Origin of the sequence: Maribacter luteus, from assembly GCF_009674825.1 — a bacterium.
Taxonomy (GTDB): Bacteria; Bacteroidota; Bacteroidia; order Flavobacteriales; family Flavobacteriaceae; genus Maribacter_A; species Maribacter_A luteus.
Map to the genome: position 1 here is coordinate 165,362 of NZ_WKJH01000028.1, position 25,399 is coordinate 190,760.

At 39.0% G+C, this 25,399-nt stretch carries 15 protein-coding genes and 1 tRNA gene; 1 reads left to right on the forward strand and 15 read right to left on the reverse strand.

The window, feature by feature from the left end; genetic code table 11:
* Window positions 1-7: 7 nt before the first annotated feature.
* Window positions 8-1,027, forward strand: a complete 1,020-nt coding sequence (locus GJ691_RS17060; RefSeq protein ID WP_154369093.1) for a glycoside hydrolase family 43 protein — start codon at window positions 8-10, stop codon at window positions 1,025-1,027.
* Window positions 1,028-1,110: 83 nt separating this feature from the next.
* On the opposite strand, the gene GJ691_RS17065 is transcribed toward GJ691_RS17060, so the two are convergent.
* From GJ691_RS17065 to GJ691_RS17135, 15 genes are all read right to left on the reverse strand, one after another.
* Window positions 1,111-2,769 (reverse strand): glycoside hydrolase family 43 protein, encoded by a 1,659-nt coding sequence (locus tag GJ691_RS17065; RefSeq protein ID WP_218944469.1) that lies wholly within the window; start codon window positions 2,767-2,769, stop codon window positions 1,111-1,113.
* Entirely contained in the window at window positions 2,766-3,818 is a 1,053-nt protein-coding gene (locus GJ691_RS17070; RefSeq protein ID WP_246200215.1) for an endo-1,4-beta-xylanase, read from the reverse strand. Before GJ691_RS17070 ends, GJ691_RS17065 begins: the two co-directional genes overlap by 4 nt.
* Window positions 3,819-3,934: 116 nt before the next feature.
* Window positions 3,935-5,305, reverse strand: a complete 1,371-nt coding sequence (locus tag GJ691_RS17075; RefSeq protein WP_154369097.1) for an endo-1,4-beta-xylanase — start codon at window positions 5,303-5,305, stop codon at window positions 3,935-3,937.
* An 18-nt stretch (window positions 5,306-5,323) separates the two neighbouring features.
* On the reverse strand, window positions 5,324-6,589 hold the full coding sequence (locus GJ691_RS17080; protein WP_154369099.1) for a carbohydrate binding domain-containing protein: 1,266 nt from the start codon (window positions 6,587-6,589) through the stop codon (window positions 5,324-5,326).
* A gap of 116 nt (window positions 6,590-6,705) precedes the next feature.
* A complete protein-coding gene (locus GJ691_RS17085) occupies window positions 6,706-8,196 on the reverse strand; it encodes a RagB/SusD family nutrient uptake outer membrane protein (protein ID WP_154369101.1) in 1,491 nt (496 codons plus the stop codon).
* Window positions 8,197-8,208: 12 nt separating this feature from the next.
* On the reverse strand, window positions 8,209-11,199 hold the full coding sequence (locus tag GJ691_RS17090) for a SusC/RagA family TonB-linked outer membrane protein (RefSeq protein WP_154369103.1): 2,991 nt from the start codon (window positions 11,197-11,199) through the stop codon (window positions 8,209-8,211).
* Between the two features lie 377 nt (window positions 11,200-11,576).
* On the reverse strand, window positions 11,577-15,761 hold the full coding sequence (locus tag GJ691_RS17095; protein WP_179955163.1) for a two-component regulator propeller domain-containing protein: 4,185 nt from the start codon (window positions 15,759-15,761) through the stop codon (window positions 11,577-11,579).
* 16 nt (window positions 15,762-15,777) lie between these two features.
* Window positions 15,778-18,642, reverse strand: coding sequence for a DUF5060 domain-containing protein (locus tag GJ691_RS17100; protein ID WP_154369106.1), 2,865 nt, complete (start codon window positions 18,640-18,642; stop codon window positions 15,778-15,780).
* 611 nt (window positions 18,643-19,253) lie between these two features.
* Window positions 19,254-19,328: transfer RNA gene (locus GJ691_RS17105), tRNA-Val, on the reverse strand.
* A gap of 58 nt (window positions 19,329-19,386) precedes the next feature.
* On the reverse strand, window positions 19,387-20,598 hold the full coding sequence (locus GJ691_RS17110) for a glutamate ligase domain-containing protein (RefSeq protein WP_179955164.1): 1,212 nt from the start codon (window positions 20,596-20,598) through the stop codon (window positions 19,387-19,389).
* Complete coding sequence (locus GJ691_RS17115; RefSeq protein ID WP_154369108.1) at window positions 20,599-21,498, reverse strand: energy transducer TonB; 900 nt, start codon at window positions 21,496-21,498, stop codon at window positions 20,599-20,601.
* A 140-nt stretch (window positions 21,499-21,638) separates the two neighbouring features.
* A complete protein-coding gene (locus tag GJ691_RS17120) occupies window positions 21,639-22,025 on the reverse strand; it encodes an ExbD/TolR family protein (RefSeq protein ID WP_154369110.1) in 387 nt (128 codons plus the stop codon).
* 6 nt (window positions 22,026-22,031) lie between these two features.
* On the reverse strand, window positions 22,032-22,724 hold the full coding sequence (locus GJ691_RS17125) for a MotA/TolQ/ExbB proton channel family protein (protein ID WP_154369112.1): 693 nt from the start codon (window positions 22,722-22,724) through the stop codon (window positions 22,032-22,034).
* A 50-nt stretch (window positions 22,725-22,774) separates the two neighbouring features.
* A complete protein-coding gene (gene nhaD, locus GJ691_RS17130; RefSeq protein WP_154369114.1) occupies window positions 22,775-24,112 on the reverse strand; it encodes a sodium:proton antiporter NhaD in 1,338 nt (445 codons plus the stop codon).
* Window positions 24,113-24,127: 15 nt separating this feature from the next.
* Complete coding sequence (locus tag GJ691_RS17135; protein ID WP_154369116.1) at window positions 24,128-25,360, reverse strand: Glu/Leu/Phe/Val dehydrogenase dimerization domain-containing protein; 1,233 nt, start codon at window positions 25,358-25,360, stop codon at window positions 24,128-24,130.
* Between the last annotated feature and the right edge of the window lie 39 nt (window positions 25,361-25,399).

Genomic DNA, 25,399 nt, shown 5'->3' on the forward strand with positions numbered 1-25,399 from the left:
TAAAAGTATGCCAGAAGAAAGTATTGAACATATAGATTTTGAAGAACTTAATAAAAAGGCGATTTCAAAACCTTTAGTACAACATATGTATACAGCGGATCCTTCCGCCCATGTTTTTGATGGAAAAATATATATTTACCCATCACACGATATTGATGCCGGTATCCCTTTTAATGACAACGGTGATCATTTTGCAATGGAAGACTACCATGTAATTTCAATGGATTCGGTCAATAGTGAAGCTAAAGACAATGGAGTAGCCCTACATGTTAGAGACGTTCCTTGGGCCGATAGACAAATGTGGGCACCGGACGCGGCCCATAAAGACGGAAAATACTATCTGTTCTTCCCTGCAAGAAACAAAAAAGGACTGTTCCAAATAGGTGTGGCCATATCTGACTCCCCCACAGGCCCCTTCAAAGCGGAACCAAAGGCCATAGAAGGCAGTTACAGTATTGATCCTGCCGTTTTTGAGGATGAAGATGGCAGTTATTACATGTATTTTGGTGGGATTTGGGGCGGACAGCTTCAAAAATACCGAAATAACATCTACGATGAAGCGAATGAACTCCCATTATCGAACCAAGAAGCCCTATTGCCCATAGTCGCTAAAATGACCGATGATCTATTAGGTTTCGCAGAGGAACCCAAGGGTATTGAAATCATAGATGAAAATGGAGACCTACTCCTAGAAGGTGATAACGATAGGCGATTTTTCGAAGCCTCATGGCTTCACAAGTACAACGGAAAATATTATTTTTCATATTCTACCGGAGATACACATTTTATCTGCTATGCCATAGGAGACAACCCGTACGGGCCATTTACTTATACCGGCAAAATATTGGAGCCTGTTGTTGGATGGACATCACACCACTCTATTTGCGAAGTAGCCGGCAAATGGTATTTATTCTACCACGATTCTAGCTTATCAAAAGGAATAACCCATTTGAGATCGGTTAAACTAGCAGAAATAACACATAATTCCGACGATACAATAACCACCTTAAAACCATATTTGGATTAGTTTAATTTTAGATTGAAAAAAGGGGCATTGAATGTATTCAATGCCCCTTTTTATTTATAATGGTACTTTCTCGCCCAAACTAACTAATCTTTGAGCTTTAACCACTCGTATGTAGCTCTATTGGCACTCTCATTACCCAATGACGTGGTGTACATAGCATAATAACACCCTACAAAACCACCAGCGGTTGTAGTGCTTAAAAACCTAGCATCGACATTTTCTGCTATTGGAATCCAATTTTTATTATCGTTTGAACAATAGAAATGATAAAATTGGTTATCCGCAATTATTTTCAAGTACACTTTTTTCGAGTCTATTTTTACGAAGTTCATCTCTTCTATTTCACTATCATTGGATTTGAGTAATTGAATTACATTTTCACCATCCTTAAAAGATTTACTTAAATAATAATAGTGTTCGGCATTCTGAAAAACCACCAAACCGGCTTTCTCATCCTTAATTATGGTTTCAAAGTCCATTGCTACTGAAACCTCTCCTCTTAAATGGGGTTGACGAATACCGATAAAGCTGGGATTCTCCTTATTGGAACAAGATTCTGGGCGTGTTTGCAATGTAAGTCCATCTTTTCCAAGTGCAAACCATTTTGTTCTGGGCGTTCGTAAAAAGTTATATTTGAAGTTTAAACGATTACCGGAAAAATCATCAAAAAAAGTAGAGTCTCCTTTTACTTCAACTATTCCTTTGGGAACTTGAATATCATAACTTTTCTTAACCACATCGCCCTTTAGGTCGAACACAGGCCAGTTATCTTTCCAAACAACAGGGGCCATAAACGTTTCCCTCCCTGTATTAAAGTGGTTTCCCGAATAAGGTCTACATCCTAAAAAAACACCCCACCAATCACCGTTCCCGTCTTCAAAAATATCGGCATGACCGGTTGAGGTTACCGGATTTTCCCTATCCACTGGTAATTGACGCTGGGTCAATATTGGGTTTTGGGGAGAACTCTCATACGGTCCGGTTACTGAACGGCTCCTGAATACAACTTCTGAATGATCCTCTGCAGTACCGCCCTCTGCGGCCATTAAATAATAATAACCGTTTTTCTTATAAATATGCGGACCTTCTATCCAAATTGGTTTTTTCTTAATATCGGTACCTCCATTTATTAAGATCATGGGTTCCCCAATCACCTTCAATCCCTTGATGTCAAATTCCACCATTTTAATCGTTCTATGTCCGTCGTACAAAGGGGTCTTGTCGGGAGCATCACTATTGTATATAATATAGGAACGGCCATCCCCATCAAAAAACAGGGAAGGGTCTATTCCTTCCACTTCAGGAATCCAAACAGGATCCGACCAAGGACCTGATGGATCGGTAGCGGTAACCACAAAATTATTCTTTCCACCAACAATGGTGCATGTAATATAATACACCCCATTGGCATAGCGTATGGCCGGTGCGAACACCCCTTGCGAAACCTCTAGACCATCTAAATTCAATTGTTCTGGCCTATCGAGTACATTACCGATCTGTTCCCAGTTGATTAAATCATCACTTTTAAAAATAGGGATGCCTGGAAAATATGCGAAGGTTGAATTAACCAGGTAATAAGAACCCTCTGCCTTACAAATACTGGGGTCCGGATAAAATCCCTTAAGAATAGGATTCGAGAAAGCCATAGTTTTCAAATCTGACTGTTTGGACTGTTCTTTTTTTTCAGAACAACTTAAGGCTACAAAACCAATTACTATCAGTAATACCAATGTCTTTTTCATTCTTTAAATTTTACTTTTAATCCTTCCAAAAAACCAAAATAAGCTGGCTTAGGCTGCAGATACTCGTCAAAAATAGTTGGCCAATCCTTTAGATTGAAAAAAGGGTTGATCCATGTATCCCTATCGGTAAAATCCCATAAGGTGATTCCAAACTGTTGTTCTTTTGGAACAATGGAACGATACATACGAACAAGGCTCCTGTATTTATCCGATTGGGTCAATTTCATTTCCTCGGTCAATTCATTGTACACCTGTTCGCCGCCATTTCTGGTATCGTCATGTGTATTGAAAATAATATCCACCTCTGAAAGATGTATCTGTAAACCGGTTTCAGAGGCCTTTTTCAGCGCATTGGCGATTACCTCATCGGGGATATCCATTCGTATGTGCATTTGAAAACCTATACCGGAAATAGGGACTCCCTTACTTCTCAAACTTTGGATTAAATCAAGGGTTGCCTTCAATTTTACGGTATCCCTTTCTATATTGAAATCATTATAAAAAAGAATGGCATCCGGGTCTGCCTCATGGGCATAAGTGAAGGCCTTCGCAATATAATCCTTACCTAGGGTTTTGTACCAGATGGTTTCTCGCATTGCACCACCTGAGGATTCCAATCCTTCATTGACAACATCCCATGCTTTTACTTTTCCCTTATACCTACCAACATAGGTCGCAATATAATCTTTCATGAATTCTGCCATCCATTCACTGTCTTTCAATGCTTTTTCCTTGACCCATTTGGGTGTTGAGCTATGCCAAACCAAATTATGCCCGAACAATCGTTGATTATTCTTTTGGGCGTAATCAAGGATACTATCTACCTTACCCCATTTATACTCCCCTTCTTTGGGAAGTATTCTATTCATTTTCATATCACTAGCAGAAGTGATACTATTAAAATTCCTTTTTTGCAACGCTTGTAATTCGGCATCCCTTGTCAATGTTTCTATTCGAATGGCCGTTCCTATGGGAAAATCGGCATGATCTTTTAAACCTGTATCAACATCTTGCCCCAAAAGAGCATTTGAAAATAAAGATATTGCCATAATCGTGAAAATATACTTGTATTTGAAATATTTGTTTTTCATAATCATAATTGATAAAAAAAGCCTAAATAGTAAAATTTAGGCTTTCCGAAGTTTATGTAATATTCATTTAAAGCTTACTGTAAACCTTCTACATACCCTTGATAGGCTTGCTTTTTATTGTAATTTTCATCAAATAACAAAGGCCAGTCTGGGTTGCCCCAGAATTCTATCAACCAAGATTCATTATCCCTCAGTCCCCAAACGGTCAATGCGAACTTATTGTCCAATGGAATAGAATTATAGATTTTTACAACTTCTTTATATTTAGCCTTCTGGGCGGTTGCCCTCTCGTTGGTCAATGTAGATTGATCACCATCTGGATTCGCCCTAATATCCAACTCGGAAAAATGGAGTTTCAATCCCCTGCTGACCGTTGCATCTGCAACACTTTGGATATCCGCGGCAGAAGGTCCGTTATAAGAAATATGCATTTGTGCACCTACACCATCAATGAGGTTTCCTAAATCATCGACTAAATCAAATATGGCTGCACGTTTGCTTGAACTTGCCGCAATATTATAGTCATTATAAAAAAGGAGTACATCAGGATCAGCATCCCTAGCCCACTGAAAACATTTTCTGATGTAGTCATCACCCATCCTATCCTTGAAAACCGAGCTTCTAAGTGGATTTCCTGAACCATCGTCAATAGCTTCGTTCACAACATCCCATGAACGTACTTTTCCTTTGTACCGAGTAACTACCGTGGTAATATAATCCTGTACCATAGTTTCGAACTCCGTATCAGTGCCGGAAAAGTTTGTGACCCAATCAGGAGTTGCATTATGCCAAATAAGGGCATGCCCGTGTACATTCATATCATTTGCTTGTGCGAAATTTACGATAGCGTCAGCAGCGGAAAAATCATAATTCCCTTCAGATGGATACATGACGTTCATTTTCATCTCATATTCAGAAGTCAGGTTATTGAATTCCTGTTTCAATAAATCCGTATGTTGACTACTGCCACTTACCCATGAAGAGCGAGTGATCATACCGACTGAAAAAGTTGTTGCCAACCCTTTCAACCCCTCTCCGGAAACCGAGCCACAAATGCCATTGGGGCAAATGCCGTTTTCATCAACTATGATCTTCTTGCTCTCTTCGGTTTTCCCAGCAATATTGGTAACGGTAAGTTTTATTGTATATTCACCTGGCTCGGAATAGGTGACTTCCTCTAAGCCTGCCGCATCATTCACTGTTCCGTTTCCTAATCCGAAATCCCATACACTTGTAAAATCGGTCTCCCCCTCTGAAGTATTATCCAGTAACAAGACATGTGCATCGGTTTCTGAAATGGTATATTCAAAAGAGGCCTGGACCTTGTTTACTGGAATTATTGGTTCTGGATCAGGTTCATATCCGTCGGATGAACAGGAAAATACCGTTAACACGACTGATAGTAGTAGAAAAAAATGATTTACTTTTATGATTATATGTTTCATATTTCCCTGTTTTATCTTTTAATTTTTCACAACCTTAATATTATCGATAACGAAACTACCACCGGTAGCGCCCATATCCATCGCTATTAAAGTTGTGGCGGAATTTGCGGTAAAACTCCATGAGTATTTTTGCCAGTCTTCTGTAATGGTATAATCACCCGCGTACTGTTCGCCACCAACCCCTGGGTTAGTAGAATAACGAATTACGGCCGGATCACCTTTCGCCCATAAAGATACGGTGTATTCCGCACCATCTTCTGTTTCAAAAGCATCACTTACAAACTGTGTATCCCAAGGATTTCCGTCGGCAGGATTATTGACCCTCATAGCCCTAGACCCGCTTAATACTTCTGTTACCTCAGCTATTACCCTATCAACTCCGTTGTACTTGTTCCAATTGGTAAAATCATCTCCTTCCCCTTCTTCAAGTCCACCATTCAACAATTCACTGTCATTTGAGGGTAAATCCAATGTAGTACTGCCTTTTACCATTTCTATGGCATCTATAATAAAGTTACCAGAAGTAGCCCCCATATCCAGAGCGATCAAAGTTGTTTCTGAATTTGCCGTGAACGTAAAGGAATATTGACCCCAGTCTTCGGTTATTGTATAGTCACCTGCATATTGATCACCGCCGACACCTGGATTCGTAGAAAAGCGTATCACAGCTGGGTCTCCTTTTGCCCAAAGTGAAACCGTATATTCCGCACCATTTTCGGTAGTAATACCATCGGTTACGAATTGAGTATCCCAGGGATTGCCATCTGCTGGGTTCATGACTTTAGCAGCCCTATAGCCCACCAAAACCTCTACAGCTTCAGAAGTAATCCTGTCGCCTCCATTGTTTTTGCTCCAATTGGTGAATTCATCCCCATCACCATCTACCAAATAAGCATTTGGGATAAGGTTCTCAGGGTTGGTTAAAAACCGAAGATCTGTTGGTGGTGGAAGAACTACGGTAAGGTTTTGCTCTGTCTTAGAATAGGAACCCGTACCCACCATTGTCAAGGTAACGGTCTTATCCCCAGAAGAACCGAACTGATGTTCCAAAATACCATCGTCGGCATATTTGGCAGCTTCATCTGAAAACTCCCAATAACTATAAAACAGCTCTTTGTCCGCTGTCGTATTCTCAAAATAATAAATTCCCGAATTCTCAGCTGATTGTGTCATCGTAAAGGTCGGCTGCCCAGTAAGGGCGACATAATCAGAGTCGTCATTATCATCACAGGACCATATTAAAAGTCCTAGAAAAAACAGATATAATATTTTATATGATTTCATAATTTTTAGTTGAATATGTTATTTGTGTTTTTATTTGAAGAGGTATGGAAAACAGTGCAATCACTTTTACACTGCTTTCCTATTTAAACCAACTCCAACAAAACTAATTTCTTAAATTAATAACCAGGATTCTGGTCAGCAGCACTAAGATTGGCGTTAGAACTGATTTCCCTGTCGGGAATAGGCCATAATTCATGCTTACCCGATTGAAAATTAGTGTCTGCCAATTCTGAAGCAACAATGCCCCAGCGAATCATATCATCAAAACGAACCTGTTCTCCGTTAAGTTCAACTTTACGTTCATGTACAATAGCATCGAAAACTTGCGCCTTTGACAAGGTAAGTGGTAGATTGGCCAAACCGGCCCTTGCCCTTACCCTGTTTATATACCCAATGGCATTAGCCTGTGTACCCACTTCATTTTCGCACTCGGCCATCATCAAAAGAACATCGGAATAGCGAATTATTTTCACGTTTATACCTGACTCGGATGCTTCATCGGTCTGTTTGTAATAATTTTGATATTTTTTCCATGCAACACTACGAACATTACCGCCATTTTCAGCAAAATCACTAGCTACAAAAGTATTCTGACCGTTGTTATAGGTATCTCCAGGAACATAAAAACTACCTTGAAACCTATTGTCGCCAGGCTCAAACTCGGCAACCAAATCATCTGATGGATATACGTTAAACCAGTTAAGGACACCATAATCCTGCCCCCTAAAAGTAGCATGGTTAGGTCCTGAACCACTAACGGAAGAGTCCCATTTAGCATCGGTACCCAAAGCGATATCATATTCAACTTCAAAAATGGATTCTATTCCATGCTCGGTCTCTTCTTTAAAATTATCGTAATAATCGGTTTCCAAATCATAACCGGACATCGCTTGAAAGGCATCTAAAGCCAAAGCGTATTCCTCTTCATATAATAAAACTTTTCCTAAAAATGCTTGAGCCGCTCCTTTGGTTGCCCTACCATTGTCCTCATTAGATTTACTTAATAGATTCTCTGATGCATAAGTCAAATCTTCGATTATCAGGTTAATTACCTCAGCCTTCGTACTACGTGGCGAACCTTCAGCAAGATCATCGGCCCCTCCTGTTCGTATTGGCACGCCACCGAACCTATTGACCAATAACCAGTAATAATATGCCCTTAAGAAACGTGCTTCACCAATAAACTTCTGCTTTCTTACAGTACTTAATGCACCTTCCGATATTTCATTGATCCTATCTGAATTAGCGATTACAAAATTGGCTTTATTGATTCCCCTATAGCAACCATCCCAATAATCGAATATTTGATTATTACTTGAATCAAATGTAAAATCCGCGAAGGTAACCTTATCACCTTCTTGCTGGGAATTTCCCGCATTTTCATGTGACATGTTGTCCATCATATAAAACATCAATCGCCCATAAAGACCAAAGGGCTGAAGGTTTGCGTATGCCGCATTAACCGCTGACTGAACCTGGGATTCATTAGAAAAAAAGGTGTCGGGCGATAATTGGTTGGGGTTAGACAGTTCCAGATCGTTCTCCGAACAGGAATCCACCAGAAACACACCCATTAACAATACTACTAGTAATTTATATTTTGACATGATTCTTTGTTTTTAAAATGTTACTTGAAGTCCTAATAAAAATGATTTTGGCTGTGGATAAGCACCTCTATCAATTCCAAATTCACTACCTCCCAATTCTGGATCCAAACCTGAATAATCGGTTATGGTAACTAAATTCTGACCACTGATATAAATTCTGAACTTAGAAATATATTCTTCCAAGAAATTGTTTGAAAGGGTATAGCCTAAAGTCACATTCTTTAACCTAGCATAAGAACCATCCTCAACAAAACGATCGGATACTCCATTGTTTTGTGGTGCTCCCAATGCTCGTGGTTCAGTTCCCGAAGGGTTTGACAATGACCAACGATTTTCATAATACTCTTGACTTATATTAAAAAGTCTATTCGCGCCACCTACCAGATCATAAGTGTTCGTGTTGAATATTTCATTACCGGATACCCCTGTAACGAATAGATTAAAATCGAAATCCTTATAATTGGCATCAAAATTAAAACCGTATGTAAGATCAGGGAAAGGGTTACCTATGATATCCCTATCCTCAGAGGTTATGTCCCCGTCATTATTAAGATCCTTGAATCTAATGTCTCCTGGTTGCACTGTTGTTTGCCCAGGGTTCGCTGTAAATACCGCATCTACCTCTGCTTGGTTTTGATAAATTCCGTCACTTACCAAACCATAGAAATGAAAGAAAGATTCCCCGACAACAGTCCTTGTAATGTTACCGCCTCCTTTAAAAGCGGAACCTACTACTTCATCAACATCTGCCAACCCTAATACTTTGTTTTGAGTAGTTCCCAAGTTTAAGTTGGCCGACCATGTAAAATCACCTTCACTGTCCCTATATCCTAGACTCAATTCAAAACCTTTGGTTTCACTAGAACCTAAATTTACGGGCAAACTTCCTGAATTGATTCCATTGGAAGCTGGTGGCGGAATATATATCAATAAATCCTTACTTGTATTTTCATAATACTCCAAAGAAGCCGTTATCTTTTCATTGAACAAACCAATATCCAATCCTGCATTTAGCATTTCTTTTGTTTCCCATTGCAAATCCTCATTTGCACCGCCATTAGCGGTAACCCCAAAAGCGACTTCACCATTAATCGGATATTCAAAACCACCGGTCAATGTAGGTGCATATAAATAATCCCCAATTCCATCACCTCCAGTAGAACCATAACTAGTTCTCAACTTCAAAGTACTGAAAGCCGTATTTTTCATGAAGTTCTCCTTTGCCACGTTCCAACCTAAAGAACCAGAATAGTAATTAGCCCACCGTTTATTACTACCAAAACGGGAAGAAGCATCGCGCCTTATTGATGCAGAAGCGATGTATTTATTATCATAATTGTAATTGATACGACCTAAATAGCCCAATTTATTTGTTTCATATGAACTACTGCCCAAACTGGAATCTTCATTGGATAACTGATCCACTTCATCTGTAACTGCATTTCTACTACTCATGCTAGCCCCATTTGACTTACCTTCAAATTTTTCTACCAAGGCCAATAATTCAAAATTGTGGTATTCTGCAATAGTTTTATTGTACCTTAAGCTATTGTTGAAAATAATAGTTTGTCCGCTACCCTTGCTTCTCGATATGGATGCATAATCCTGCGCATGTGTAGTACTACCTGTAACACTGTCATCACTATAGGAAGGTATAAAACGTTTGTTATCATATGTATAGTAATCCAACCCTACTTGGGATTTAAAGACAAGTCCGTCTAAAACCTCCAGTTCTGCATAAATATTCCCGATAATCCCAACGTTTTTATTTATTGCACTACCCAAAGTCTGGACCCTTACAGGGTTTTCTGCATCTTGGCCGTCAGCTGAGGATGAAGGGCCTTGGAAACCACCTAGATTATTTGGATTGTAAACCGGTAAATAAGGCGTAGCTTTTACAGCATGTTCCAATACGGTCCTACCTCCGGAACTTAATTCCGGGTTTTGTTTACTAAAAGCAACTGACATTGACTCCCCGACAGTTAGCTTTCCAAACTTTGCACTGCTATTTGCCCTAAAGGAATATCTTTCGAAACCAGTTTCAATTAACGTACCTTCTTGTTTTAAATACTCAGCTGAGAAATATTGCGAGCCTTTTTCATCACCTTTGGAGAATGATAGGTTATAATCCTGGATTATACCTTGCCTAAAAACCTCATCTTGCCAATCCGTATTGTTCTGGTATAACTCTAAGGGCCTATCTGGGAAAACCCCCAATTCAGCTGCATATTTTAAGTAGTCAAGAGTATTAAGGACATCATAACGTTTAGTTACCGATTGATAACCGGTGTATGTATTAAAATTAAGTTGGCCTTTACCACCCTTACCTTTTTTAGTAGTGACCAAGATTACACCGTTCGACCCCTGCGCACCATAAACTGCGGTAGTTGATGCATCTTTTAAGACTGATACATTTTCTATGTCATTTGGACTAATACCGGAAAGGTTACCTACGATAACCCCATCTACAACAAATAAAGGGCTATTGTTATTTAAAGACCCCAATCCTCTTATTAAAACAGAAGGTGTTGATCCCGGCACCCCACTATTCGCGATGGTCAAACCTGCTGACCTACCTTGTAATGCCGACTCTGCATTGGTCACGGGTAAAGCACTTATATCTTCCGAACCTACGGTTGATATGGCCCCGGTAACGGCGACCCTACTTTGCTTACCGTAACCAACAATCACTACTTCTTCCAATTGTTCCGAAGAAGTTTCGAGTACAACGTTTATAACCGTCTGGTCGCCGACCTGAATCGATTGGGTTGTAGTACCTACATAACTAAAGACCAATACATCCGACGCAGTTAGGTTACTGATCGAATAATTTCCGTCAAAATCCGTTGAAACACCATTTGTGGTTCCTTGCACCACCACCGAGGCTACTGGTAAAGGCATCCCTGAATCATCTGTCACAGTACCACTTACAGTTTTCTGCGACAGGATACTTTGTGAAAAAATCATCACTAGAGCGACAATTGCAATTTTCAATTTAATCATCCTTGAGTTTGTTTAAGTTAATTTATTTTGAATGGTCAGGTATTTGATAATATTCTAGTCTACATCAAATAACATATGTGAAAAGCAATCCAATAAAGATCAGAATCAACGCTATAAGTAAGATTTCACCTAAAATTTTGAATCCTGAATATTTCTTCTTCATCCTTTTACACTATTCACCTTTACCAAAAATATATGGGTAAGAATACTTTTAATGGCAAGAATTAATCAGTATGTGGCACTGATGTTGCAGATTGCGAAGGACTAACGGTATATACAACATTTGTTACAATGGGTGCAACATGGGTTGTAAACCCTTCTATTGCTAGCGGATTTTTATTTTGCAGAACAATTATAAGCCATTGTAATAATGGAGGTTATAATTTATCGATTTCGGTAGGAAGAACTCCAAAATGTGTTTTGAAGCATTTGGTAAAATATGAAGGTGAAGAAAAACCGACTTGATAACAAACCTGACTTATACTTACATCCTCATCGGTTTCTATAATCTGTTTGGCCTTCTGCAATCTTACATTTCGTAAAAACTCATTTACCGTTTGCCCGGTAAGTGTTTTTATCTTTCTATACAATTGGCTACGACTCAAGTTAAGTTCTTTGGCCAATAGTTCAACACTTAAATCGGGGTCGCTCATATTTTCATGAACGTAATTCAAGACCTTTTGTATGAAACCTTTGTCCAGTGAGGTACTATTAGCGTTCTCTTCCCCGCCACTTATATTCCTAAAATATTTATCGAATATTATTTGCCGACTTGTTATTAGTTGGTTTAGCCTAAGCCTTAACAACCTCATATCAAAAGGTTTTACCATATAAGCATCCGCCCCATATTCAATACCCTCTATCCTATCATCGATCTTGGTTTTAGCCGTTAACATCAACAAGGGTATATGGCTTGTGGTTATATCTTCTTTAATTAATTTACAGAACATAAAACCATCCATATTGGGCATAATAACATCGGTCAGTATGATATCAGGTAATATATCCTTGGCTATTTTTAGTCCTTCCTGACCATCTTTCGCCACTACCACCTTATATTGTTCAACAAATTCATCCTTCAGATAATTACGTAATTCGGCATTATCCTCAACGATCAATAAGGTATAGGATTTTGCATTATTGGATTTTTCCCTTGGATCAACAGAGTTTATATGACCATACTCAATTACCCTACTTGTCCCTTGTAAAGGCTCTAGGCTTTTTGATTCTTCTAAGAATAGTTCGTTTTCGTTAAAATACTCTTTGCCTTTTGGCAACACGATTCTAAAAGATGTACCTTTTCCCAACTCGCTTGTCACTTCTATTTTACCCCTATGTAATTGTACAAAATTTTGAACCACCTCTAGGCCGATACCTGTTCCGCCATAATAGGTTTTGTTGAGGTTGTTTACTTGATAAAACCGCTCGAATATTTTACTTACTTGTTCTTCCGTTAATCCTGGACCCGTATCGGATATTACAATTTCAACAACATTGACCGATTCGGATTCATTTACCAAGGGTAATTTCTCAACCATATCATGGGATAAGATATCCATTCTAATCGCTCCACCTTCATTAGTGACTTTTATTGCATTCGAAAGAATATTGAAAATGATTTTTTCAATCATTTTCTCGTCCGCCCAAATAGGAATACTATTATTATCACTATCAATGGATAATTGAATGTTCTTGCTCAAAGCTTCCTCTTGGAAATAACCAACTACTTCATCGGAAATAAATTTTAAATCCATTTCCTTTACTTTGACCCTCATTTTATTGTGTTCCAGCTTCCTAAAATCCATAAGTTCATTTATAAGCCTATAGAGCCTATCGGTATTTCTATAAATAACCCTATGTTTTTCACGAATTCTCTCTGGAAAGTTTAAGCTGGCATCATTAATAATATCCTTTAGTGGGTTTATAATCAAAGTTAAAGGGGTTCTAAACTCATGAGAAATATTGGTGAAAAATTGTAATTTTTGTTTTTGCAACTCATCCTCCCTTGCCCTTTGATCCCTCTCATTCTTTATTTGTTGTTTTTCCCTTATTCGATTTTGGGTAAGTAAATTAAGTAGATAAACACCCACAAAGAACAATAAAAAATAACCCCCGAGGGCCATATTCGTCTTCCACCATGGGGGTAGAACCGTTATTTTCAAAGTTAATGGTGCCTCATTCCAAACCCCATCATTATTCGCGGATTTTAATTTGAATATATACTCGCCATGATCAAGATTCGTATAAGTAGCACTTCGTTGGCCCCCTACATAATTCCATGAATCTTCCAACCCTTCAAGGTAATAAGCATATTGGTTCTTTTCTGGCCGGGTATAGTTAATGCCAACATAGTCAATTGTAAAAACAGACTGGGTGTGGTTCAATGTGATTTGCCTTGTTTGGGAAACAACCCTTTTTAAAGGGGAATTTTGTTCATTAGGAAAAATATTTCTATTAAAAAGCTTTAAACCTGTCAAGTAAAGTCGGGGCACACGTTTATTTACACTTATTCTATCAGGGTCAAAAAAATCGATACCCTTGTAATTGCCAAAATAGAGCAATCCTTGATCATCTTGGGTTACCGCATTAAAATTAAAGTCATTTGAAAGTAGACCGTCATTCTGGGTATAGTTTGTAAACTCGCCATTATTCAAGTCTATTCTTGAGATACCCGAGTTACCACTTATCCAAATATCCCCATTTTGACTTTCAATTATACTGGCAACCGTTTCATCTTTTAGACCGATTTTTCCGTTATAAAAAACATATTCTTGTTTTTGATCATCGAAACTGCATAGGCCCGAACCTCTGGTGCCAATGAAAATCTTACCATCAGAACTTTCGTATAGTGAAAGTATATGGTTGGCACTGGTTAAATTTTGTTCCGTATTCTTAACATGATCTGCTAGCGCGTTTATCTTAAAACCCCCGGAATTTCCTTTGACTACCTTGAACAGCCCCTGCGTAGTCCCTAACCAAATATTATCTTTTGAATCGACCAAAACTTTGCGTATAGCACTTGTATGAAGCTCATTATCGGTAAAAGGTTCAGAAGTATGCCTTACGAATTCTTGTTTTTTTGGATCATAGGAAATCAACCCATCATAAAATGTGCCTATCCAAATGGTGCCATCGGAACTTTCATCAAAACTCATTATTCGATTAGAACTAAATACATCGGGAAGGTTATTACTATTGAAATTGGTGAAGGAATACGACCCTTTTTTCAAAAGGAACAATCCATCATTCCAGCTTCCGGCCCATATATTTTTTTGGCTATCCATGAAAATAGCCTGAATGTCAGAATTATTCAATCCTGAATATCTACTAGTGCCCTTTCCTATATGCTCGAATTTTTTATTCGATGGATCATAAGTATCAATACCACCTCCATCCATACTTATCCAGAACTTACCATCATCACTCTTCAAAATCCCTGAGACTGATCCAGAATAGAGGGAATTCGGATTATAAGGCAAACTCTCTATCCCCTTGAACTTATCGTACAAGCTATCATAAACAGAAATACCACTATTGTAACAGCCCACCCATATCCTATCTTCAGCATCTGACAACAAGGCCCAGATAGAATTGGAACTTATACTGTTTTTATCGGCTTTATCGAAAACATAAGTATTCAGGAGCGCTCCATCCTTGTCCATGTGAAATAAACCATCATTCTCAGTACCTATTAAGATGGTCCCATCGGATAGCGGAATCATATCAAGAATTCGTTTATCCGTAATGGCATAATGGTTCACTCTGTCTAGCCCACCCTCTTTTGTCTTACCTTTTTCTATGACATAAACCCCTTTGGAAACCGTACCCAACCAAATGGTACTATCATCTAACAACAAAATTGATTGCACTTGATGGTTGAAGGATACGAGACCTTCATGGGTGTTGAAATATGAGAGTTCGAACTTGTTCGTTTCTTTGTCATATTCTTGTAAACCAAGGCTGGTTCCCGCGAAAATATCACCTCTATCACTAACTTTTATTTCATTGACATTAACAATGTTCTTTGAGTCGGTTATCTTCGATGTCACCCTTCGAATAATGGAATCCGTTGCACCCAATTTAAAAAAACCGTTCTCAAAACTACCTATGAAGATATTATCCTCAGCATCACCATATATGGTAAAGGCCGAAAAACCGGAATTATCATTTCCGACTTTAGATGCGAGAGGAATACGTCGAAATTTATCTAAATCCCTATCATAAAGGTTCAATCCGTTTTCCGTACCGACCCAAAGCCTATTTTCATGGTCTAAATATGCGCAATGGATCAAACTACTATTTAAAGACGTAGAGTCGTTAATCTGATATTTATAGGATGTATAATCAGTACCGTCGAACTTATATAGCCCCTCTCCATTGGTTCCGATCCATATAAATCCACTATGGTCTTGGATAATCGTAGAAACCGCAACTTTAGAAATACCATCCTTAATATTTACAAAATCGAAGTGCTTCCTTTCTTCTTGTGCTCTAAAAAGTGTACAATTCAACACACTTAGACACATAAAAAATATTAGATGCAGTTTACTTTTATTGACCATATCTACAAAGTAGGTGTTATTCGGGGTTAAAGCTATTATCTGTCGTAATAATCCATTTATCCATCTCAAATCCATCCTCCCTCATGGAAAAAGAAACTATATATTCCCCTGCAGATTCAAAATTAAGAAAAATGGTATTAGGGGTCCCACAATGGTTATCAAGAAGTCTTTGTGCCGACGACCATGTCCATCGGTCCTTACCTTCGCACCATTGCATTCGAGAACCACTTTCGGGCCATTTTTCGTCAATACCCACATGAACCCCATTATCTTCGGAGCCACTAGAGAACGCACTGGCCCAAACGTAATACTTTCCTGGATTATTTATCCTTATCTTATAAGAAACTACACCTCCTATACCTGCTATTGGGAAAAAATTCTCTCCATGAAACAATGCATCGTCATGAGTAACCCTTGTATCAGGGAGCGCCTCTATATAAGCACCCATACTCGCTGTTCGAGCATGCCCGGACACTTCCTTATCATCCATATCCCTGGACTGTATAACCCAATCGCGTTTAGTTCCGTTATTGGTTTTAAAATGAAATGATTCTGCCTCTACTTCTAAAAAACCGTTCTCTTCTACAAATGGTGACCTATCTTTCAATAGTTCTTTTAATGAAAAGTTGTTAGGTACTAATTTTAATGCACTCCATCTACCTCTGGACCATGCCGTCCCATCATTTTCCGGTATCTTTCCATTCGTCATTACTTTAGATTCTATTTGGATAACATCATACTTATATAAAAACACCTTACCCAAAACATGTTCTACGCCTTTAAAATTTTCATTGACTTCCGGATTTACAATCGTATCCAAAATTGTCCCGTTTAAGCGAATTATATACGCTGATTCGCCATCGTTTTCGGCCATACTTATGAAAGAGGCTTTATAAAGACCTTCTTCTCCCCTGAATACGGTATGGGCAACGGCATAATCCTCTCGGTTATTTTCATTTGAGGCATCAATAGCCAAAACACCATTAAGCTCATCACGATAAAAAGATGGTCCCTCATTGTTTTGGTCAACTTCAAAATCGCCAAGGGCATCCAATGTCACTACCTCAGGTTTTAAGGTATTTTCTTTTTTCAGAACTTTCTTGCGTTTTAAAAGTGCAACCCAGTCACCCTCTTTGTTCGGAGGAAGACCGATATCAATACCTTTACCACCCTTAATTTGTCTTTTTGTTCCTTTTTGGAGTTTTCCTCCCGTTCGCGGATTAAACCATGACACTGTATATGTTTCATTCAAATCTAAAAGGTCTATCTCTGTTTTCCTCACCTCAGGTATATAGATAGCATAGATTTCCCTGTTTTTCGCGAAAACAAAATCATCATCGTTCTTCGTTAAATTATCTGCATTATGCATCTCGGAAAACGGTAGATAACTATGAAAAAAATCAAGGGCTATTTTCGTTTGGTCCCATAGGGCATCCCTAGAACGCCAGTCTTCACAATTCAAATCCATATGAGCGAACTTATACCCAAAATACCATTCAACACCAGCCCCACCGGCCATAAGATTCCCCCATAGTACGGGTCCCCGCACCTCATCATGGGTAGGGTCATCGGCATCAGGTTTTGCCCCAACATCGGCGGGTCCTATCTCATCTAGGTTCACCACCCATATTTTATCGGTTTTTTGTGATTCCCGAATCCATTTTTTTGTTGTTTCATGTACCAAGTTTGGATCATGAATTTGGATGGAAGGACCATCTAGATTCCGGTTACCAAGAAGGGGCAGCAGTATTTGATCCTGTTCTTCAGGTACGGAATGTGTGTGTAATGCAACAAAATTTTGATACGGATCATTGAGTTTAATGTACTCCATCATCGCCTTTCTGTCATTATCATCTTGACCTTTAGGCGACCAATGAACGGGGCCGTTCTCTTCACCTAAATTCCATGTAACCCCAAGGTGATGTGAAAAGCGGGCAATCAATTCCCTTAGGTAAAGCTTCCTTTGAACACCCAACTGACCAATATCCAACAACAATTCATTTTCAGTCTCTTGCAATACAATATGCAGCATTAACCCTAGCTTGTCCATATGATCGAAAACAACCTCCCATTGATCAAGCTTACTGCAATCGAAACGATAGCGCTCATTTTCATGGATCCAAGGCCACACATCTTTTCCATCTCCTTGAACGTTCATGGTTAAAAAATATACTGCGTTCATTCCTTTTGAAGCTAAATAATTCAGTGCCCCGATTATATTTTTTCCTTTATTCTTCTGCCATACCGGATCACCAAGCTTCCAATCCTTGGCATGGGGGCTATACTTATGGGAAGCAGGAGTTTGGTCAAATTCATAATACCCCAAAAAATCCTCAGGACTATCGGCACCTCCTTTTAAAAAAGCCTCATTGGTTTCCGCATATCTCAGATACCTTTCCCCTGTATATTTAATACGCCCTTTAGATTCAGGCGTCGATGAACCACTTTCTACATCGGCAACATCAAACGAACCATTGGCCCCATTGAAAGATATGGGTTCCCCTGCTTCTATTGAGTCGTTAACAGCAATGTTCACCCCTTTTCTAAACGAAACCCTATATTCCCATTTTCCGGTTTTATCGGGTCTAAACCGTACTTTCCAAATCTTTCCTTTGGTAGAACTACTTTCGGATGCATTACCATCGGCAGCATAAAACCCCGGAACTACATATGTTAGATCTCCATTTTTAAATGTAACATTGAGTCGATAATTCAAAAAAGGATTAAAGGCATCATCTTCACTTAATTCTTGCCCTTCAAACGTCAAGGTTATTTTGTGCCATTTTCGTAAATCCCCCTCGATTTTAGTGTTCTGCCCTTGTGCTAGATAACAGAATACAAATAGTGCATAGAAATAAAATAGCTTATTTGTTCTTTTCATAAATGGTTTATTTGATTGTTTGTCAGAATGAGCTTATCCGCATATACCTTCCAGCCTTTAAAAATATTTAGATAACCTGATAATCGCTGTTACTTATGAAGCATCTTGTGATACAATTGTGTCATTTTAAATCTACCCCTAACATTAATGTCTTAATACCATTATATGAATATCAATAGTAGGTTATCCCAATACAACATAAAGATCAGTAACCCACGACCCTATAACCAGAAAATCTATGAATGGAATTATATTTATGGAGTCAATCCTGGGAAGTACCCTAGGTTTGAACCTTATAGTATTCTTCCAACTTTTTAAAAAAATAGATAGAGCGCAAATGAAAATAGGCTATCCCATTTAGATAGCTATTATGGATGATACTATCACAAAGCGTCGGGAGAACCGGCACCCCTCCCCTATACAATCAGAATGCATTCGACCCCCTGATCACTTTTTATTCAGAACTATCATTTTTCGCCCGTAAATCTCTAAATGGAATATTATTTAGGGAGTAAGATATGCTCGAACCTTGTACTATCTATCCAACTTTTTATAATAAAAATGGATTTAGCGCAAATAAAAAAAGGCTATCTAAATTTAGATAGCCTTTGTGGGCCCTACTGGATTCGAACCAGTGACCCCCTGCTTGTAAGGCAGGTGCTCTGAACCAACTGAGCTAAGAGCCCTAACGGGGTGCAAATATAGAATAGTTTTCTAATCCCCAAAAGAAAAAATTAAAAAAAATCACACTACTTCTGCAACTGTAAATGTACTACCACCAATAAAAATTAAATCTTTTTTACCTGCTGTTTTCAAAGCAGCTTTAAACGCCTTATCCACAGAGTTATATGATTCTCCTTTCAATGCATGCATTTTAGCCTTGTTGACCAAAATCTCGACATCCAAACCTCGCATTATATTCGGCTTACAAAAATAATAATGGGCATTTTTAGGAAAAAGAGGCAATATACTATCAAGATCCTTCTCTTTAACGAAGCCAAGTACCATATGCAACTCATTAAAATCCTGTTGTGCCAATTGTTCGGTTACATAGGTAAGACCTTCTTTATTGTGGGCCGTATCGCAAACAACAAAAGGTTTTTTATTCAAAATCTGCCATCTACCTAACAATCCTGTATTCTTTACAACATGTTTGAGCCCACTTTTAATATGTTTTTTCTTGATCTTATAGTCCTTAAGTTCGGTAAGTACGGCAAGCACCCCTTTCACATTCTTGGATTGATAATTTCCCAATAAAGATGTCTTGAACGTCTTGTGTATGACTTTTTCAGCAAAAATCACCTTCGCATTCTTTGATACTGCTACATTATGGAAAACCTCAGCAATTTCCTCTTGATATTCACTAACGACTACTGGAATGCCCTCTTTAATGATACCTGCTTTTTCCTTAGCGATTTTCCCTAGAGTATCACCAAGCATATCCAAATGATCCATCCCGATATTGGTTATCAACGCTACTTCGGGATTAAGGATGTTCGTTGAATCCAAACGACCTCCGAGACCAACCTCGACCACGGCTATATCTACCTTTTCAGATGCAAAAAAATCTAAGGCCATTCCTACGGTCATTTCAAAAAAAGACAATTGGTACTCTTCTAAAAATGCTTTATTCTTCTCGATAAACCCAACTACCTTCTTTTTTCGAATAGTTTTCCCATTGATTTTTATACGTTCCCTAAAATCCTTTAAATGTGGCGATGTATACAATCCTACTTTATATCCTGCCTCTTGTAATATTGAAGCCAACATATGACTACTGGAACCTTTACCATTGGTACCGGCCACATGAATACTTTTGAATTTTGTTTCGGGATGGTTTAAAAAAGTTGAAAAAGCCCGGATATTATCCATTTTGCCATTATATGCGACTTTTCCTTTTTGCTGATAGGCTGGAAGTTGGGCAAACATCCAATCCAAAGTTTCTTTATAGGTCACTTATCCCCCTAATTTAAAATTGACCACCACAAAACCAATTTGTTGGCTGGGTGCATTGGAATCTAAGTTCCACTTATGTTTAAAAGCAGTTTTCTTTGCAGGCTCCAATAAACAAGGATTATTATTTGTAGTCCCTTTTACGCCAGGTGTCGCGCTTATCACTTTTCCTGTACGATCTACTACGATTTTAACAACTACCCTGCCCTCTTGGTTACACTCTTGCTGCACTTTACCCTTACTTACCAAAGAACGACCATTAAGGCCATACCCTCCTGTTCCACTGCCAGACCCGGGACTACCATAATAACTTGTTGCATAGGGATCCCCATCAGGTTGCCCTTTATCACCGGGGCGGTTATCATCACCTTCACTTCCTGATGCCGTACCGTCAGATTTGTTGAGTCCGCCCATTAGCTTATCCAACTCTGCTTTCTTGGCTTCCTGTTCTTTTCTTTTTTGTTCTTCGGCTTCCCGCTTTTCACGTGCTACCCTATCCGCTTCAGCTTTGGCCTTTTTGGCTGCTGCATCAGCTTTCCGCTTGGCTTCTTTTTGTTGCTTTATCTTTATGGATTCCTCACTTTCTTGTGTAAGTACTTTTTCCGTAGGCTGCTCTTTCTCGACCACTTCCTCTTGCACTTCTTCGGGTATGGCCTCCTCTATTTGTTCTTGCTGAACATTTGGCGGCTCAGGTATATCCAATGGTTCTGACCTAATTTTCTCCATGGGTTGTTTATCGCCCATACCAAAGTCCATAGAACCAAAATTTACAGAAATACCATTCTCAATTGGGGGATCCATATAGGTAAGTCCTATATAAAAAAGCAATAGTACGAGCGCACTCAACAAGGCCGTCGTAAGTGTAAATGATTTTTTCTTGTGTCTCGTATCTAAAAATGACATTGTACCTATTGCGTTTTAAAATGTCGATTTGCAAGTTCGGATTGTTTCTCCTACGGATGAAAACATTCCAAAACCATATCCGGAATAACAATAGTGAAATAGAAGAGTCTCAGTTGCACTTTCTTACTGAGGTTTACCCTTTAGTTAGGTCGTACGGCCAATATTACCTTATAATTGTTCCTATTGGCAATATCCATAACATGCACGGCCTCCTTAATGGCAACGCTCTCTTCTGCCCTAAGGATGATAGTGGGCTTGTCTTGCCCTTCAAGTGCTTTCTTTAATTCAATTTCAATATATTCTCCGTTTATTCTCTCATTGTTCACAAAATATTCCAAGTTCTTATTGATACTTACCGAAACATTTTGTGTATTCGTGGATTTCCCTTTCGCCTTAGGCAAAAGTAAATCCAAGGCATTAGGTGAATTCGCTGTTAACATAAAAAATATCAACAACAAAAAAACAATATCGGTCATGGACGACATACTGAAGTCCGGACTCACCTTATTTCTTCCTTTTAATTTCATCCTAAGTTATAGTGGTTCGTTCAACAAGTCGAGGAACTCAACTGCATTTGCTTCCATTTTATGAACGACTTTATCGGTTCTGTTCACCAAGTGGTTGTAACCAATATAAGCGATAATACCAACTATCAATCCTGCTACGGTAGTTGTCATCGCCGTATAAATACCTGAAGCCAAAGAACCCATTTCCGCTTGTCCCCCACTGGTTGCCATTTCATGGAATGCCAAAATCATACCAATAACAGTTCCTAAGAAACCGATCATTGGCGCTGCACCGGCCACGGTTGCCAAAACACTTACGTTTCTTTCCAACTTATAAACTTCTAAGGTACCGGCATTTTCAATGGCCGTATTTATGTCGTCCAAAGGTTTCCCTATTCTTGAGACGCCTTTTTCAGTCAATCGGGCTACCGGGGAATCTGTTTGGGCACATAATAATTTTGCCGCTTCCAATTTTCCATTGGTAACATGATCTCGTATCTGGTTCATAAAATCCTTATCTATTTTTGAAGCGGCCTTAATGGCAAAAATGCGTTCAAAATAGATGTACAGGGCAACGAACAACAAAACAAATAAAATTGCGATAATGACGATACTTCCCGTACCCCCACTAAAAATCAAATCTATGACCGAGAGTGTCTTTTCTTCGGATAGAACTTCACCCACTGCTGGGTCTTGAGCAAGATCTTGTAACATTGACATATAATTTCTATTCTTTAAGTTGCCTTAATAACGGAGTTTTATCGATTAAATTATGCGTTTAACATAAAATCCCTTAATAAAACAAAGGTTGCGGCACCTGCCAGAAAACCTACCAAAGCAAGCCATGCGATTTTTTTAAGGTACCAGAAGAAATCTATTTTCTCCATACCCATGGCCACAACACCTGCAGCCGAACCTATGATCAACATACTACCCCCAGTACCGGCTGAATATGCTATGAAATGCCATAAGGGATTATCAATTCCTTCTGAGAACATACCCATACTTGCCGCTACTAATGGAACATTATCTATAACTGCAGAACCTACACCAAAAAGCATTACTACTATATCGGTATTCGGAATTGCGGTATTTAAACCGCCCGCTGCGTGAAAAAGTATACCCAACGATTCCATAGCGGCAACAGCCAAGAGTATCCCTAAGAAAAACAGTATACTTGGCAACTCGATTTTCGACAATGAATGGTGAACAGGACTGTGATGGCCAACATGGCCATTATCATGCCCATTTACGTTAGAGATATTGAATTTTGCATTACTGTAAATTTCAGCAAATGTAGCCACTACGGCCAAGGAAAGCATCATTCCTACATAAGGAGGTAAATGAGTAACGGTCTTGAAAATCGGCACAAATACAATCGCGGACAATCCTAAATACAACATGGTAGGTCCAAATTTGGACTTTGGCCCCTCATCCTCATTGATTGCCCCTTCAATCTGCCCCTTGAAAGCTTTATTTCTACTGGCCAAAAGTACCGGTACTACCATACATACTATTGATGGTATCAGTACGTGCTCGATCAATTGCATGGCACTTACCTTATGGGCGATCCAAAGCATTGTTGTCGTAACATCCCCAATAGGCGACCAAGCCCCACCAGCATTCGCAGCTATAATAATAAGACCTGCAAACCATAAGCGGGTATCGCGATCATTTATAACCTTCTGTAAAATGGTTATCAATACGATCGTGGCCGTTAGGTTATCGATTATAGCGGATAAGATAAAAGCCAATATGGCAAACAACCATAATAATTTTTTCTTACTCCTGGTTTTAATAAAACTCTTGATCGCAGCAAAACCGTCGAAATAATCTATAATTTCAACAATGGTCATAGCCCCTAGAAGGAAAAACAATATTTCTGCCGTTTTTCCCAAATGATGCAGTAATATTTCATCTATATGGGTAGGTTCCAATTCCCTAAGCTCGGCATTCACCTCAAAGACGGGCATATGCCCTAAGGCAATAACGGCCCATAGCAAGGCCATCATGGCCAATGCTGGAATTAATTTGTCTATTTTAAGATTGTGCTCTAGCGTAATGGCAAGGTACCCTGCTAGGAAAATGGCAATAATAATGGTTTCCATATGTGTAAAAATTTATTAAACTAATTGCTTTAAGGCAATTTCAAATCCGGTTTCACTTAAATTCTGTTTCGATTGATTTTGCTTAAAGATATTCAAAATTGCTTTTCGAATGGTATCGGAAGTATCTTTAAATATCAATTCATCATCCATTCCTACTCTTTTCTCCATGAAATATGCAAAAACCCTTGCCATTCCACAATTGGATATAAAATCGGGAATCAAACTCACTTTTCCATCGGCATATTCCATAATAGGACCAAAGAAAATCTCTTTATCCGCAAAGGGAACATTGGCCCCGCATGATATTACTTCGAGTCCTGTACCGATCATTTTTGAGATCTGGTCCTTGGTTATGAGCCTCGAAGCAGCACAAGGAGCGAATATTTCTGTTTGGAGTTCCCAAATTTTCCGATTGATTTCATCAAAAGGAATCATTTGATCGGCACTGGCCATTAGATTATTACCCTGCTTATTCAAATAAAAATCCTTTATTTCTTCAAAAGAAAACCCTTCTTCTTTTATAACTCCCCCAGTCCTATCCAATATACCAACGATCTTTGCCCCCATTTGGGCCAGATAAAATGCCGCCGCTCCTCCTACATTCCCAAAACCTTGGATCACCGCCCGTTTGCCCATTACATTACCTCCGAAAATATCGTAATAATGACGTACGGCCTCAGCCACGCCATAACCGGTAATCATATCGGCAACCGTATACTTCCTAGAGACATCGGGCGAATACCGACTACTCTCAAGAGGCTTTATAACCCCCAAGCGCAATTGACCTATCCTATTTATCTTATCGGCCTCAGTAGGCTTAAAATGACCATTGAAAACCCCTTCTTGTGGATGCCATACCCCAGCATCTTCCGTGATGGGTATAACTTCTTTTATTTCATCAACATTAAGATCCCCTCCCGTACCATAATAACTTTTCAACAAAGGGGCAACGGCATGGTACCAACGTTCCAAAACGCCTTTCTTCCTAGGGTCATGTGGATTGAAGTTTATTCCTGACTTGGCCCCACCTATAGGAGGTCCCGATACAGTGAATTTAACTTCCATAGTCTTTGCCAATGAAAGAACCTCGTTCAGGTCCAATCCTTCCCTCATTCGTGTACCACCACCGGCAGCACCTCCCCTGAGCGAATTGATTACCGCCCAGCCTTCAGCTTCTGTCTCCGGGTCTTTCCAATTGAATATAATTTCGGGTTGCTTATCCTCGTATGCTTGAAGAAGTTTCTTCATTATTTTGATTTTATAGATTATGTGACTTTGATTTCATTC

Coding starts and splice junctions, on each gene's coding strand:
- GJ691_RS17060 (WP_154369093.1), top strand. CDS start 8: ATGCCAGAAGAAAGTATTGAACATATAGATTTTGAAGAACTTAATAAA.
- GJ691_RS17065 (WP_218944469.1), bottom strand. CDS start 2,769: ATGAAAAAGACATTGGTATTACTGATAGTAATTGGTTTTGTAGCCTTA.
- GJ691_RS17070 (WP_246200215.1), bottom strand. CDS start 3,818: ATGGCAATATCTTTATTTTCAAATGCTCTTTTGGGGCAAGATGTTGAT.
- GJ691_RS17075 (WP_154369097.1), bottom strand. CDS start 5,305: ATGAAACATATAATCATAAAAGTAAATCATTTTTTTCTACTACTATCA.
- GJ691_RS17080 (WP_154369099.1), bottom strand. CDS start 6,589: ATGAAATCATATAAAATATTATATCTGTTTTTTCTAGGACTTTTAATA.
- GJ691_RS17085 (WP_154369101.1), bottom strand. CDS start 8,196: ATGTCAAAATATAAATTACTAGTAGTATTGTTAATGGGTGTGTTTCTG.
- GJ691_RS17090 (WP_154369103.1), bottom strand. CDS start 11,199: ATGATTAAATTGAAAATTGCAATTGTCGCTCTAGTGATGATTTTTTCA.
- GJ691_RS17095 (WP_179955163.1), bottom strand. CDS start 15,761: ATGGTCAATAAAAGTAAACTGCATCTAATATTTTTTATGTGTCTAAGT.
- GJ691_RS17100 (WP_154369106.1), bottom strand. CDS start 18,642: ATGAAAAGAACAAATAAGCTATTTTATTTCTATGCACTATTTGTATTC.
- GJ691_RS17115 (WP_154369108.1), bottom strand. CDS start 21,498: ATGTCATTTTTAGATACGAGACACAAGAAAAAATCATTTACACTTACG.
- GJ691_RS17120 (WP_154369110.1), bottom strand. CDS start 22,025: ATGAAATTAAAAGGAAGAAATAAGGTGAGTCCGGACTTCAGTATGTCG.
- GJ691_RS17125 (WP_154369112.1), bottom strand. CDS start 22,724: ATGTCAATGTTACAAGATCTTGCTCAAGACCCAGCAGTGGGTGAAGTT.
- nhaD (WP_154369114.1), bottom strand. CDS start 24,112: ATGGAAACCATTATTATTGCCATTTTCCTAGCAGGGTACCTTGCCATT.
- GJ691_RS17135 (WP_154369116.1), bottom strand. CDS start 25,360: ATGAAGAAACTTCTTCAAGCATACGAGGATAAGCAACCCGAAATTATA.